Consider the following 12869-nt stretch of genomic DNA (forward strand, 5'->3'; position numbering starts at 1 on the left):
GGAAATCAACACCCCATCGCAAAATAATTTAAAAATATCGCGTCGGGTCCTGAATACCGGCCGCTGCGAAGCCTTCGGCACGCAGACGGCAGCTATCGCACTTGCCGCAGGCACGTCCGTCATCGTCCGCCTGGTAGCAGGACACGGTGAGGCTGTAATCCACTCCTCGTGCGATTCCCGCCTGGACGATTTGTGCCTTGCTGAGGTTCTGCAAGGGTGCCTGGATGCGGAACCCCTGCCCTTCCACACCAGCCTTGGTCGCCAGGTTGGCCATGCGCTCGAAGGCTTCGACGAACTCGGGACGGCAGTCAGGGTAGCCGGAATAATCCACGGCGTTGACACCGATGAAGATATCCCGTGCCTCCAGCACTTCCGCCCAGCCTAGGGCCAGGGACAGGAACACCGTGTTGCGCGCCGGCACGTAGGTTACCGGAATGCCTTCACTGGGAGCCTCAGGAACATCGATGCTGCTATCGGTCAGTGCCGAACCGCCGATACCGTTGAGATTCAGGCCGATCACCTTATGCTCCACCACACCCAGGTCACGGGCGACCCGGGCGGCGGCATCCAGCTCGGCGCGGTGGCGCTGGCCGTAATCGAAGCTCATGGTGTAGCACTGGTAGCCCTCGGCCTTTGCCATGGCGACCACAGTGGCCGAATCCAGCCCGCCGGACAGCAGAATTACCGCACGTTTCTCAGTCATTGCAGAAGCTCCTCTCAGCGTCCCGGCTCATCGTTCCAGAGCAGTTTGTGCAACTGCATCTGCAAGCGAACCGGCAGGTTGTCGGCGACGATCCAGTCAGCCAGATCAGTGACGTTCAGTTCATGGTGGCTGGGCGAGAACAGCACTTCGCCGGCACGCTTGTCGAGCCCGTACTGGATCAGCTTGGACACCGCCCAGTCGTAGTCCTCCCGCGAGCAAAGCACGAACTTGACCTGGTCGTTGGCGGTCAGCAGTTCGATGTTCTCGTAGCGGTTGCGGTGGACTTCGGCGGAACCAGGGGTCTTCAGGTCCACCACGCGACTGACCCGCTCATCGACGGCGGAGATATCCATCGAACCACTGGTTTCCAGGGAGACCTCGTAGCCGGCGTCACACAGCTGCTTCAGCAGGGGAATGACGTTCGGCTGGGCCAGTGGCTCGCCACCCGTTACACACACGTAGCGCGGGCGATAGCTGGCGACCTGCTCCAGCAGCGAGTCGAGGGTGCGAAGAGTGCCGCCACTGAAGGCGTAGGCGCTGTCGCAGTACTGGCAGCGCAGCGGACAGCCGGTGAGACGCACGAATACCGTGGGCAGCCCAGCGGTGCGCGTTTCACCCTGCAAAGAGTAAAAGACTTCGGTGATGCGTAATGTGTCTTGCATAGTCGCCACGGGCTGGACAGCTGAACAGGCTGTCCGCCTCCGTCAGGCACCGCCGCGAACTCGACATAGCGTTATTCGCGGCAGCGTTTCAATAAAAGGGGGCAGATTCTAACGAAAAAACCCGCGACAGGCGCGGGTTTCTTTCAAACGCTGTGATTCAGAGCTTCTGCAGGTCGCGTTGGGCGAGCTGGGCAGCCGAAGTACCAGGATACTGGGTCACCACCTGCTGCAGGATGCCCTTGACCCGATCGGTATGACCGAGACGACGCTCCACGTCGGCCAGCTTGTACAGCGAGTCCGGCACCTTGTTGTGCTTCGGATACAGCTGGCTGACCTTGGCGAAGGCCTGGCCTGCGCCTTGCAGGTCGCCTTTGGCCAGGTTCACTTCACCCAGCCAGTATTGGGCGTTGCCAGCATACTGGCTGTTCGGGTACTTGCGCAGGAAGGCATTGAACGCCTGGGCGGCTTTGTCGAAATCCTTGGCCTTGATCAGGTCGAACGCCGCATCGTAGTACAGCTTTTCCTTCGCCGGATCACCCGGTTCGCTGCTTGCGGCCGGCTGGTTGGCCGCTGCCGCAGTGTTGCCGGCGGCTGGCGCAGTCGCGCCACCGTCAGCGGAATTCTCGGGGGTTGCAGACGGAGCCGGAGCCGCGCCGCTTGAGATACGCCGATCCAGGTCCTGGTAACGCTCCAGGCCCTCCTGTTTCAGGCGGGATACTTCATTCTGCAGGATCTCGATGGTGTTCTGCTGCCGATCGATCTGTTCCTGCATTTGTTGCAACTGCATGAAAAGCTGGCCCTGCGCCGAGGCAGGGGTCGAAACCCCTCCCCCGGCGTAGGCGCCGTTCGTACCGTAACCTGCCGGCGGATAACTGCTTGCGCTGTTATATCCACCAGCATTGTCATCGACAACAGGAACCTCGGCCGCTGCCATGAGAGGCAGGGCGAGAGCCAGGACGGTTACAGCACGACGGCACGCTCGCATATCGAATTACTTACGCAGTTCGACGCGACGGTTTTGAGCCCAGGACTGCTCGTCGTTGCCGGTGGCAACTGGACGCTCTTCGCCGTAGGAAACCAGTTCCAGCTGGGCTGGGGAAACGCCTTGCAGCACCAGGTAGCGCTGAACGGCCTTGGCACGACGCTCGCCCAGAGCCATGTTGTACTCGCGAGTACCGCGCTCGTCGGTGTTGCCTTCCAGGACGACGCGAGCGCCGTTGGCTTTCAGGTCCTTGGCGTGAACGTCCAGGGCGCGCATGGCTTCTGGCTTCAGGTCCGAGCTGTCGTATTCGAAGTAGAAGGTGGTGATTGCGCGCAGAGCAGCTTCTTCGCTCAGGCTGCCGTCGACAGCACCGGTGTTGGCGCCGTAGCCAGCGTTTGGATCAACAGCGCCTTCGCCAGCGTTGTCACCGCCTTTCGAGGAGCAACCTACAGCTACGGCCATGGCCAGAGCCAGCGCAGCAAACTTACCAAACTTCAGCATTTCCATCGTGAAACTCCTAATGAACCCCAGTGTGTTAAGTAAAACGTGTATCGCCGCATCAGTTCAGGTAAGGGGACCAGGACGGTTCTCTGACTTCGCCTTGAGCGGTAGGAAGCGGGAGCCTCACGCGTCCATTGAGAGAGACGAGCATCAAGACTCCCCGGCCCTGCTGGCGGGTGGCGTAGATTAGCATGGTGCCGTTTGGCGCAACAGTGGGAGACTCATCAAGGTTGGTATCCGTGAGGATCTTTACACTGCCGCGCTGCAGGTCTTGCGCAGCCACTTTGAAGTTGGTGAAACCGTCCTGGCGGTGGATCATCACCAGAGTCTTTTCATCCGCCGAAAGTTTCGGGTTGGCGTTGTAGTTGCCGACGAAAGTCACGCGCTCGGCGCCGCCGCTGCCGATAGTAGTCTTGTAGATTTGCGGCTTGCCGCCACGGTCCGAAGTGAAGTACAGGGTCGAACCATCCTTGCCGAAGAAAGGCTCGGTGTCGATGGCCGGGTTGTTGGTCACACGGGTCAGCTGGCGCGAGCCCATGTCCATCACGTAGATCTCCGGGTTGCCGTCGCGCGACAGCACGAACGCCAGGCGGTTGCCGTCAGGCGACCAGGCCGGAGCACCGTTCAGGCCTTCGAAGTTGGTGATCTGCTCGCGGCGGCCGGTATCGATGTGCTGCACGAAGATACGCGGGCGACGCTGCTCGAAGGACACATAGGCGATGCGCTTGCCATCCGGCGCGAAGCGTGGCGACAGGATCGGCTCGCGGGATTGCAGCAGGGTCACTGCACGAGCGCCGTCGTAGTCGGAGCGCTGAAGGGTGTAGCGGGTGCTGTTGGCGGAGAAACGCTCGGCCGTCACGTAGAGCATGCGGGTCGAGAACGCGCCCTTGATGCCGGTGAGTTTCTCGAACGACTGGTCGGCGATGTAGTGGGACATGTCGCGCAACTGGTCGACGGTGCCCGAAACGCTGCCGGTCAGCACTTGCTGCTCGGTGGCAACGTTGAACAGCGCGTACTGCACCTGCAGGCGACCGCCCGCCGGCACGATGCTGCCGACCATCACGTACTGCGCACCCAGCGCTTTCCAGTCGCGGAAGATGACTTCGCTGGCCTGGCTCGGCTGGCTGATCATGTTCTGCCGCGGAATCGGCGAGTAGTAACCCGAGTTGCGCAGGTCATTGCCGATGATGTCGGCCATGTCCTCGGGCAGGACGCTGCCGCCCTGCAGACCGAAAGGCACTACGGCGATCGGGGTGGCCCGGTCGCTGCCGCTGGTCACCAGAATGTTCTTTTCTTCTGCGTTGGCCATCCCTGCTGCACAGCAGAGAACGACCAGCAGTCCTCTAAGAAGGTTAATCACAAGGCTAGGTCCTCAGGTGTGAATGTCATCTTGAATGAACGATACGGATTGAATTCGCTCGGTTTCAAACCCTGCATTTCGGTCAGGCGCCCGATGTTCTTGACAGCCGCCACGGCGGAGCTGTCGAACGGACCGTCACCACTGGAGCGTGCGACGCTGACGTTGGTGATGGTGCCATCGGGCAACATGTTGATCTGCAGGACCACTGTCATGTTCTTGCGCGCAGAAGGTGGTCGCGCCCAGCCTTCGGCTGCCCGTGCCCGGATCAGGTCGTCGAAGTCGCCGGCGACCTGGTCGCCCTGCTCGTCCGCCAGTGCCTGCTGGCGCTCGGTGGTGTCGGACAGCAGCTCGGCCAGGGCCTGGGCTTTCTTGTCTTCCGCCGCCTTGCGGGCTGCCTCGGTGGCCTTTTTCTTGGCCGCGTCGGCTGCTGCTTTCTTCTTCGCTTCCTCGGCTGCCTTCTTCTTCGCTTCTTCAGCGGCGGCCGCTTTTTTCTTCGCGTCCTCGGCGGCCTTCTTCTTGGCGTCCTCGGCTGCTTTTTTCTTGGCCTCTTCAGCCGCTTGCTTCTTCGCCTCTTCTTCAGCCTTTTTCTTGGCTTCGTCCTCGGCCTTCTTCTTGGCTATATCGGCGAGCTGCTTCTCTTCGGCCTTCTTGGCTTCCTCGGCTTTCTTCGCCGCCTCGGCCTTCTTCGCCTCGTCAGCCGCCTTGGCCTGCTCGGCCTTCTTCGCTTCTGCAGCCGCGCGCGCTTCCTCGGCCTTTTGAGCCGCCTCTTCTTTCTTTTGTTCCGCGGCCTTCACAGCCTCCTGTTTCTGCTGCTCGACCTTCTTCTGCTCCATCTGTTCTTCTTCGGTCTGGCGCGAAGCGGTCTTCTTCGCTTCCCCGGCAATCTTCTGATTGGTCTGGGTAGTGGCCTGACTCTTGGATTTCAGCTGGTACAGGGTAGCCTGGACGATAGGCTTGGACGGCGGCAGTTCAGGGGTCATGGCGAAGCTGACGAACAGCATGCCGAACACCAGGACGTGCAGCGCGATGGCCCAGATGCTGGGCCAGAAGTAGCTTTCCGAGGCGGATGGCTCTCGCTGTTGCATCAGGGCGCCTCGGTAATCAGGCCAACGTTACCGACACCGGCCTTCTGCAACCCGCCCATGGCGCCCATTACCGCACCATAGTCGACAGCCTTGTCGCCACGGATGAAGACCTGGGTCTGTTTGCCCTGATCACGGCCGGCGGCGATGATCTTGGTCACCGCGTCGGTCATTTGCGGCAAGGTCATGGCCTTGTCCATCTGCTTGTCGGTGTCGACTTCGCTGCCAAGGTTCCAGTAGTAGGTTTTGTCGGCCTTGATCGAAATGGTCAGGACCTGGACGTTGTTGTCCTGCGGCAAGGCTTCGCTGGAAACCTTGGGCAGATCGACCTTCACGCCCTGGTTGAGCATGGGTGCGGTGACCATGAAGATGACCAGCAGTACCAACATCACATCGATGTAGGGCACCACGTTCATCTCGGCGACCGGCTTGCGTTTCTGGCGAACTCGGGCCATGGGTGTCTACCTGATCACTCTTCGCTGGTGTGCACTTTGCGGTGCAGGATGGCCTGGAACTCGTCGGCGAACGTGTAGTAGCGACCGATCAGCACTTCACTGCGGGCAGAGAAACGGTTGTAGGCGATAACCGCCGGAATCGCGGCGAACAGGCCGATCGCGGTGGCGATCAACGCTTCGGCGATGCCCGGGGCAACGGTGGCCAGGGTGGCCTGTTGTGCAGAGGCCAGGCCACGGAAGGAGTTCATGATGCCCCAGACGGTACCGAACAGGCCGATGTACGGGCTGGTGGAGCCGACGGTGGCGAGGAACGGCAGGCTCTGCTCGAGTTTTTCTTCCTCGCGGGAGATGGCCACGCGCATGGCACGACCGACGCCTTCCATCACCGCGTCAGGATCCACGCCCGGCTGCTGGCGCAGACGGGAGAACTCCTTGAAGCCGGCACGGAAGACCTGCTCGACCCCGGAATCCGGATCGGGGTTGCTCCCGGCCTGGCGATACAGCTTGGACAGGTCGATACCCGACCAGAAGCGCTCTTCGAAGCTGTCCAGGGCACGACGACCGGCGCGCAGCATGGTGCTGCGCTGAAAAATCATGATCCATGAAGTCACCGATGCGGCAACCAGTGCCAGCATGACCAGCTGCACCACGATGCTGGCATTGCTGACCAGGCTCCACATGGAGGTATGGTCGACGACGTTAGCTTCCACGCTTAATCTCCTGCGTTTGAATGAATGCCCGGACTGCCCGCCTCGACGAAGGCCGCTCGCAGTTCGGGGGGAATAGCCCGGGGTTTGAAGGTATCGGCGCGCACACAGGCCACCAGGAACTGCCCTTCGCAGAGCAGCGTTGCATCACTTTCGCGCCAGACCTGCTGCACGAAGCGCAGGCTGGCACGGTTCAATTCAAGCACTTGCGCGGTCACCCGCAATTCGTCGTCCAGTCGTGCCGGCGCGTGGTAGCGCGCTTCGCTGGAGTGAACCACGAACAAGGTGTTCTGCTGCGCCAGTTGCGACTGGGCAAAGCCCAGGTCGCGCAGCCTTTCGGTGCGGGCGCGCTCCATGAATTTCAGATAATTGACGTAATACACCACGCCGCCCGCATCGGTGTCCTCGTAATAAACGCGACAGCGATGTGCGAACGGCTCGACCCCATTTTGCGCGCGCATACTCTAGTGCTAACTCCTCAGCTTGCCAATCCGCCCAACCAACTGTTTTTGCGGATCATGTCGTATTGCTAGCGCCGTCACGGCCAGTCGGCGATTAGGACCACAAATCCGCAAGATAAATCTGTCACGCATCATCCGAATCAGAAAAATCGCTACCGGATGCTTCACCCAACTGTTTCGGAATGTTCAGACCGAAGTGCAGATAGGCATGACGGGTCACCACCCGCCCCCGGGGCGTACGCATGATGTAGCCCTGCTGGATCAGATAGGGCTCCAGCACATCCTCGATGGTGTGGCGTTCCTCGCTGATCGCCGCCGCCAGGCTGTCCACGCCTACCGGGCCGCCATCGAACTTCTCGATCATGGTCAGCAACAGGCGGCGGTCCTGATGATCGAAGCCACGCTCGTCGACATCCAGCAGGTTCAGCGCCATATCCGCCACGCCCTTGGTGATCTCGCCCTTGCCGCGCACTTCGGCGTAATCGCGCACCCTGCGCAACAAACGGTTGGCGATCCGCGGCGTTCCACGGGCACGGCGGGCAATTTCGAAGGCGCCCTCTTCCTCGATGGGCAGCCCGAGAATGCCGCCGGAACGGCTGACGATGGTGGCCAGGTCGGCGTTGCTGTAGAACTCAAGACGCTGGACGATACCGAATCGGTCACGCAGCGGATTGGTCAGCATCCCGGCACGGGTGGTGGCGCCGACCAGGGTGAATGGCGGCAGGTCGAGCTTGATCGAGCGCGCCGCAGGCCCTTCGCCGATCATGATGTCCAGCTGGAAGTCTTCCATGGCTGGATACAGCACTTCCTCGACCACCGGCGACAGGCGATGGATCTCGTCGATGAACAGCACGTCGTGCGGTTCGAGATTGGTCAGCAGCGCGGCCAGGTCGCCCGGACGCTCCAGGATCGGCCCGGACGTGCTCTTGATCGACACGCCCATTTCCTGGGCGATGATATTGGCCAGGGTGGTCTTGCCCAACCCCGGCGGGCCGAAGATCAGGGTATGGTCGAGAGATTCGCTACGGTTGCGCGCGGCCTGGATGAACAGCGCCATCTGCTCGCGCACCACCGGCTGGCCGATGTATTCGGCCAGGCGCAGCGGGCGTATCGCCCGGTCCTGGACTTCTTCCCGGTCGCGCCCGGTGGCGGTTATCAAACGGTCGGCTTCGATCACTTAAATCATCCCTTTCAGGCTGCGCCGGATCAGCTCTTCGCTGCTCAGGCCCTTGGCATCCACGGCGGCCACCGCGCGGCTGGCCTCCTGGGGTTTGTAGCCCAGGGAAATCAGGGCGCTGACCGCGTCGGCTTCGGCGCTGGATACGGTCGCCAGTGGCGCAGGACCATTCGGCACCAGTTGGAACATGCTCGGCACCGTCTCCCAGGCCTTGAAGCGATCCTTCAGCTCGACCAGCAGACGCTCGGCGGTTTTCTTGCCGACTCCCGGCACCTTGACCAAGGCCGACGCATCCTGCGCCTGGACACAGCGCACCAGTTCATCGACATCCAGGCCGGACATCAGCGCCAGGGCCAGCTTGGGACCGACGCCATTGAGCCGGATCAATTCGCGGAACAGCTCCCGCTCGCGCTTTTCAAAGAAGCCATAAAGCAGGTGGGCATCCTCGCGCACGATCAGGTGCGTGTGCAAGGTTACGGTTTCTCCCACCTTCGGCAGGCGATAGAGGGTCGTCATCGGCACTTCCAGCTCGTAGCCGAGGCCATTGATGTCGACAATCAGGTGCGGCGGCTGCTTTTCAGCCAGGGTGCCGCGCAAACGTCCAATCACGCTCGGATCCTTTCTCGTGAGCGCCGCGGTCAACCGGCAGCGCTTCTATATAAAGCAGGGATGCTATCAGAGACGCAGCCGTCCGTTGCGACTGCGCGCCACACCCAGGCCGTGCGGCACCAGGCTGGAACGGGTATGGGCGTGACACAGGGCGATGGCCAAGGCGTCGGAGGCATCGATCTGTGGCTTCTGCGTCAGCTTGAGCAGATGCATAACCATCATCTGCACCGCCTCCTTGTTCGCGCCGCCACTGCCGGCCACTGCCTGCTTGACCTGGCTGGCCGTGTATTCGGCAATTTCCAGCCCGGCCTCGGCCGCCGCGACTATGGCCGCGCCCCGGGCCTGGCCGAGCTTGAGCGCAGAATCGGCGTTGCGAGCCATGAACACCCGCTCGATGCCCATGGTTACCGGGCCATGCTGACGGATGATCTCGCTCACGCCACGAAAAACGATTTGCAGGCGCTCATGCAGCTCGCCGCTGCCCGTGCGGATGCATCCCGACGCCACGTACTCGCAGCCGCGTCCGGTATGGCGAACCACACCGTAACCGGTTATCCGCGAGCCGGGGTCGATACCAAGAATCAGAGTCATTGCACCTGCGCCGTGTTGCACATACAAAAAGCCGGCCCCGCCTCCAGGGCGGGACCGGCCTCGGACAATGCAGAAAAACCTTAGCCGAGCTGTTCCATGATCTCGTCAGGAATTTCAGCATTGGAATAGACGTTTTGCACGTCGTCCAGGTCTTCCAGCATGTCGATCAGCTTCAGTACCTTCTGCGCACCGTCCAGGTCCAGCTCGGCGCTGGTGGTCGGCTGCATCACGATTTCCGCGTCAGAGGCCTTGAAGCCCGCGGCTTCCAGGGCGCTGCGCACGGCATAGAAGCTGGCGAACGAGGTGAACACATCGAAGGAGCCGTCGCCATTGCTGACCACGTCATCGGCGTCGGCTTCCATTGCCGCTTCCATCAGGGCGTCTTCATCGACGCCTTCGCCGAAGCTGATCTGCCCCTTGCGTTCGAACAGGTAGGCGACGGAGCCGTCGGTACCGAGGTTGCCGCCGCACTTGCTGAAGGCATGACGCACGGCCGCTGCGGTCCGGTTGCGGTTGTCGGTCATGGCCTCGACCATGATCGCCACGCCGCCCGGGCCGTAGCCCTCATAGCTCAGTTCCTCGACGTTGTCCGCTTCGGCAGTGCCAGCGCCACGGGCAATGGCACGGTCGATGATGTCGCGGCTCATGTTCGCACCCAGCGCCTTGTCCAGCGCCAGGCGCAGACGCGGGTTGGACGCAGGATCGCCACCGCCCTGCTTGGCAGCGACGGTCAGCTCACGAATCCACTTGGTGAAGATCTTGCCTCTCTTGGCATCCTGGCGCTCTTTGCGGTGCTTGATGTTCGCCCACTTGGAATGACCCGCCATAACTGACTCCAAAAATCCTTGAAACAAAATCAAGTGCCTTACCGCCCGATGCGGAAGACACGACTGAATCGGGGTGCCTTAAAGCAAAGACGCATCCCGTGGGATGCGCCTTTCAGACCGGCTTACTCGGCCTTCTGCTGCTCACGCAGGCGAATGTGCAGCTCGCGCAGCGCCTTGGCATCGACCAGGCCCGGGGCCTGGGTCATGACGCAGGCAGCGCTCTGGGTTTTCGGGAAGGCGATCACCTCACGGATCGACTGGGCGCCGGTCATCAGCATGACCAGGCGGTCCAGACCGAAGGCCAGGCCGCCGTGTGGCGGTGCGCCGAACTTCAGGGCGTCGAGCAGGAAGCCGAATTTCTCTTCCTGTTCCGCCGCCTCGATACCCAGCAGACGGAATACCGCCTGTTGCATTTCCTTGCGATGGATACGGATCGAACCGCCACCCAGCTCGGTACCGTTCAGCACCATGTCGTAAGCGCGGGACAGCGCGGTAGCCGGGTTGGCTTCCAGCTCTTGCGGGGTGCACTTCGGTGCGGTGAACGGGTGGTGCAGCGCAGTGAAGCTGCCGTCTTCGTTTTCCTCGAACATCGGGAAGTCGACGACCCACATCGGCGCCCACTCGCAGGTGTACAGGTTGAAGTCGGCACCCAGCTTGATACGCAGCGCGCCCAGGGCCTCGCTGACGATCTTGGTCTTGTCGGCACCAAAGAAGACGATGTCGCCATCGACCGCGCCGACGCGATCCAGGATCACGTTCAGGTTGGCCTCGGGAATGTTCTTGACGATCGGCGACTGCAGGCCTTCGACGCCCTTGGCGCGCTCGTTGACCTTGATGTAGGCCAGGCCCTTGGCACCGTAGATGCCGACGAACCGGGTGTACTCGTCGATCTTGCTGCGCGGCATGCTCGCGCCGCCCGGCAGGCGCAGGGCGGTAACGCGGCACTTCGGATCGTTGGCCGGGCCGGCGAACACTTTGAAATCGACATCCTTCAACTGGTCGGCGACATCGACCAGTTCCAGTGGGATACGCAGGTCAGGCTTGTCGGAACCGTAGCGGCGCTGGGCTTCCTCGAAGGTCATGTGCGGGAATTCGCCGAATTCCAGGTCCAGGACTTCCTTGAACAGCTTGCGGATCATGCTTTCGGTCAGGCCCATGATCTCGGACTCATCGAGGAAGCTGGTCTCGATGTCGATCTGGGTGAACTCGGGCTGGCGGTCGGCACGCAGGTCTTCGTCACGGAAGCACTTGGCGATCTGGTAGTAACGGTCGAAGCCGGCGACCATCAGCAACTGCTTGAACAGCTGCGGCGATTGCGGCAGGGCGAAGAAGCTGCCGGCGTGGGTACGGCTCGGTACCAGGTAGTCGCGTGCACCTTCCGGGGTGGCGCGGGTCAGGATCGGCGTTTCGACGTCGAGGAAACCGTTCTCGTCGAGGAACCGGCGGATGCTCGAAGTGATGCGCGAACGCAGGCGCAGTTTCTCGGCCATCTCCGGACGACGCAGGTCGATGAAGCGATAGCGCAGGCGGGTTTCCTCGCCGACGTCGGAGTATTCGTTCAGCGGGAACGGCGGGGTTTCCGCTTCGTTCAGCACTTCAAGGTCGTAGCCCAGCACTTCGATGGCGCCCGACGCCATGTTCGGGTTGACCGCGCCGGCAGGACGCAGGCGCACGCGGCCGGTGATCTTCACCACATACTCGCTGCGCACGCGATCGGCGGCGGCGAAGCTGTCGGCGCGATCAGGATCGAACACGACCTGGGCCATGCCTTCGCGATCGCGGATATCGAGGAAGATCACCCCGCCGTGGTCGCGACGACGATGAACCCAGCCGCAAAGGGTGATTTCCTGACCGTCCAGGCTCTCGTTCAGTTGGCCGCAATAGTGGCTGCGCATCATGATGGTGGTTTCGCTTCTCGTCATTCGTGAATTCGTTCAGGCCCGGGCTTGTACGATGGGTACGGGCCCTGGCGGCCGCAAAGGGTCAATAGTGCAAGACCCGGGCAGTACAGTTCAACTCAGTCGCCGTTGCCGGCCAGATTCTTTTTCGCACCGGTCTTGAAATCGGTTTCGTACCAGCCCTTGCCGCTCAGGCGAAAACCGGGGGCGGACAGGACCTTTTTCAGTTCGGGCTGCTGGCAGGCGGGACAGTCGGTCAGCGGCGCCGCGCTGATTTTCTGCAGCACTTCCATCTGGTGGCTGCAGGAACCGCATTGATAGTCGTACAGAGGCATGAGGTGTATCTCGGGTGAGTCCTGCGCGGACCGCTGCCACGCAGTAAAAAGCGGGATTATATATGGTTAGCCGGGGCTGTGCAGCCCACGGACGACACCTGCGTGGCGAACGGTCATCGGACCGGATCGCCCTCCTCGTCCGCCTCGTCGGCCGCATTGAGCAGGAACACCACGCAGATGACCCGCACCAGCCCGCTGAAGTTCTTGACCCCGCCATGGCGCAGATGAACCTCCCGGTCGACATGGGACAGCACCGAGTTGACCGTGCAGCCGTTGGCCCGGGCAATCCGCTCCAGCACGGCCCAATAGATGTTTTCCAGGCGCAGGCAGGTTGCGAAACCGTTCAGTCGCACCGAGCGCGACAAGGGCTGGGCCAGTTGCATGTTGAAATCCGACTCGAACGGGTCGATATCGATGCCCCGCGGCTCGCCGGGCTTGCACAGGCTCTGATTCAGGGATCGGGACATTGCCACACCACTCACCAGGACAGGAAGGAAAGCGCGGGCGAAGGCACCGCGC

At 61.8% G+C, this 12869-nt stretch carries 16 protein-coding genes; all 16 read right to left on the minus strand.

Annotated features, from left to right (window positions below):
- Positions 1-28 precede the first annotated feature (28 nt).
- Positions 29-703: a 7-cyano-7-deazaguanine synthase QueC gene (queC, locus tag ACPFMA_RS22195; RefSeq protein WP_064302302.1), complete on the minus strand. Its 675-nt coding sequence runs from the start codon at positions 701-703 to the stop codon at positions 29-31.
- A 14-nt stretch (positions 704-717) separates the two neighbouring features.
- Positions 718-1365 carry a 7-carboxy-7-deazaguanine synthase QueE gene (queE, locus tag ACPFMA_RS22200; protein WP_064302303.1) on the minus strand — a complete coding sequence of 216 codons (648 nt, stop codon included), beginning with the start codon at positions 1363-1365 and terminating at the stop codon, positions 718-720.
- A 157-nt stretch (positions 1366-1522) separates the two neighbouring features.
- Positions 1523-2350, minus strand: coding sequence for a tol-pal system protein YbgF (gene ybgF / locus ACPFMA_RS22205; RefSeq protein ID WP_425928768.1), 828 nt, complete (start codon positions 2348-2350; stop codon positions 1523-1525).
- Positions 2351-2356: 6 nt separating this feature from the next.
- Positions 2357-2854 carry a peptidoglycan-associated lipoprotein Pal gene (pal, locus tag ACPFMA_RS22210; protein ID WP_003178634.1) on the minus strand — a complete coding sequence of 166 codons (498 nt, stop codon included), beginning with the start codon at positions 2852-2854 and terminating at the stop codon, positions 2357-2359.
- A gap of 52 nt (positions 2855-2906) precedes the next feature.
- Positions 2907-4157, minus strand: coding sequence for a Tol-Pal system beta propeller repeat protein TolB (gene tolB, locus ACPFMA_RS22215; RefSeq protein WP_205346411.1), 1251 nt, complete (start codon positions 4155-4157; stop codon positions 2907-2909).
- Between the two features lie 47 nt (positions 4158-4204).
- Positions 4205-5293 (minus strand): cell envelope integrity protein TolA, encoded by a 1089-nt coding sequence (gene tolA, locus ACPFMA_RS22220; protein WP_009402101.1) that lies wholly within the window; start codon positions 5291-5293, stop codon positions 4205-4207.
- Entirely contained in the window at positions 5293-5745 is a 453-nt protein-coding gene (gene tolR / locus ACPFMA_RS22225) for a protein TolR (protein WP_009402103.1), read from the minus strand. The genes tolA and tolR overlap by 1 nt, the downstream gene beginning before the upstream one ends.
- 14 nt (positions 5746-5759) lie before the next feature.
- Positions 5760-6455, minus strand: a complete 696-nt coding sequence (tolQ, locus tag ACPFMA_RS22230; protein ID WP_009402105.1) for a protein TolQ — start codon at positions 6453-6455, stop codon at positions 5760-5762.
- Between the two features lie 2 nt (positions 6456-6457).
- Positions 6458-6913: a tol-pal system-associated acyl-CoA thioesterase gene (gene ybgC / locus ACPFMA_RS22235; RefSeq protein ID WP_009402107.1), complete on the minus strand. Its 456-nt coding sequence runs from the start codon at positions 6911-6913 to the stop codon at positions 6458-6460.
- Between the two features lie 124 nt (positions 6914-7037).
- On the minus strand, positions 7038-8090 hold the full coding sequence (gene ruvB / locus ACPFMA_RS22240; protein WP_009402109.1) for a Holliday junction branch migration DNA helicase RuvB: 1053 nt from the start codon (positions 8088-8090) through the stop codon (positions 7038-7040).
- A complete protein-coding gene (gene ruvA / locus ACPFMA_RS22245) occupies positions 8091-8699 on the minus strand; it encodes a Holliday junction branch migration protein RuvA (protein ID WP_009402111.1) in 609 nt (202 codons plus the stop codon). It lies immediately after the preceding gene.
- Positions 8700-8765: 66 nt separating this feature from the next.
- Complete coding sequence (gene ruvC, locus ACPFMA_RS22250) at positions 8766-9290, minus strand: crossover junction endodeoxyribonuclease RuvC (RefSeq protein ID WP_009402113.1); 525 nt, start codon at positions 9288-9290, stop codon at positions 8766-8768.
- A gap of 80 nt (positions 9291-9370) precedes the next feature.
- A complete protein-coding gene (locus ACPFMA_RS22255) occupies positions 9371-10117 on the minus strand; it encodes a YebC/PmpR family DNA-binding transcriptional regulator (protein ID WP_009402115.1) in 747 nt (248 codons plus the stop codon).
- Positions 10118-10239: 122 nt separating this feature from the next.
- Positions 10240-12015 (minus strand): aspartate--tRNA ligase, encoded by a 1776-nt coding sequence (aspS, locus tag ACPFMA_RS22260; RefSeq protein ID WP_064302372.1) that lies wholly within the window; start codon positions 12013-12015, stop codon positions 10240-10242.
- Positions 12016-12134: 119 nt separating this feature from the next.
- On the minus strand, positions 12135-12350 hold the full coding sequence (locus tag ACPFMA_RS22265) for an FmdB family zinc ribbon protein (RefSeq protein ID WP_009402119.1): 216 nt from the start codon (positions 12348-12350) through the stop codon (positions 12135-12137).
- Between the two features lie 113 nt (positions 12351-12463).
- Entirely contained in the window at positions 12464-12817 is a 354-nt protein-coding gene (locus ACPFMA_RS22270) for a ribbon-helix-helix domain-containing protein (protein ID WP_009402121.1), read from the minus strand.
- Positions 12818-12869: the final 52 nt, after the last annotated feature.

Origin of the sequence: Pseudomonas sp. NyZ201, from assembly GCF_049860765.1 — a bacterium.
Classification (GTDB): domain Bacteria; phylum Pseudomonadota; class Gammaproteobacteria; order Pseudomonadales; family Pseudomonadaceae; genus Aquipseudomonas; species Aquipseudomonas bharatica.

Bases quoted from the DNA above. Each gene is read 5' to 3' on its own strand.
- tolR (WP_009402103.1), bottom strand. From the start codon at position 5,745: ATGGCCCGAGTTCGCCAGAAACGCAAGCCGGTCGCCGAGATGAACGTG.
- ACPFMA_RS22270 (WP_009402121.1), bottom strand. From the start codon at position 12,817: ATGTCCCGATCCCTGAATCAGAGCCTGTGCAAGCCCGGCGAGCCGCGG.
- aspS (WP_064302372.1), bottom strand. From the start codon at position 12,015: ATGATGCGCAGCCACTATTGCGGCCAACTGAACGAGAGCCTGGACGGT.
- ruvC (WP_009402113.1), bottom strand. From the start codon at position 9,290: ATGACTCTGATTCTTGGTATCGACCCCGGCTCGCGGATAACCGGTTAC.
- pal (WP_003178634.1), bottom strand. From the start codon at position 2,854: ATGGAAATGCTGAAGTTTGGTAAGTTTGCTGCGCTGGCTCTGGCCATG.
- tolB (WP_205346411.1), bottom strand. From the start codon at position 4,157: ATGGCCAACGCAGAAGAAAAGAACATTCTGGTGACCAGCGGCAGCGAC.
- queC (WP_064302302.1), bottom strand. From the start codon at position 703: ATGACTGAGAAACGTGCGGTAATTCTGCTGTCCGGCGGGCTGGATTCG.
- ACPFMA_RS22255 (WP_009402115.1), bottom strand. From the start codon at position 10,117: ATGGCGGGTCATTCCAAGTGGGCGAACATCAAGCACCGCAAAGAGCGC.
- ACPFMA_RS22265 (WP_009402119.1), bottom strand. From the start codon at position 12,350: ATGCCTCTGTACGACTATCAATGCGGTTCCTGCAGCCACCAGATGGAA.
- ybgF (WP_425928768.1), bottom strand. From the start codon at position 2,350: ATGCGAGCGTGCCGTCGTGCTGTAACCGTCCTGGCTCTCGCCCTGCCT.
- tolA (WP_009402101.1), bottom strand. From the start codon at position 5,293: ATGCAACAGCGAGAGCCATCCGCCTCGGAAAGCTACTTCTGGCCCAGC.
- queE (WP_064302303.1), bottom strand. From the start codon at position 1,365: ATGCAAGACACATTACGCATCACCGAAGTCTTTTACTCTTTGCAGGGT.
- ybgC (WP_009402107.1), bottom strand. From the start codon at position 6,913: ATGCGCGCGCAAAATGGGGTCGAGCCGTTCGCACATCGCTGTCGCGTT.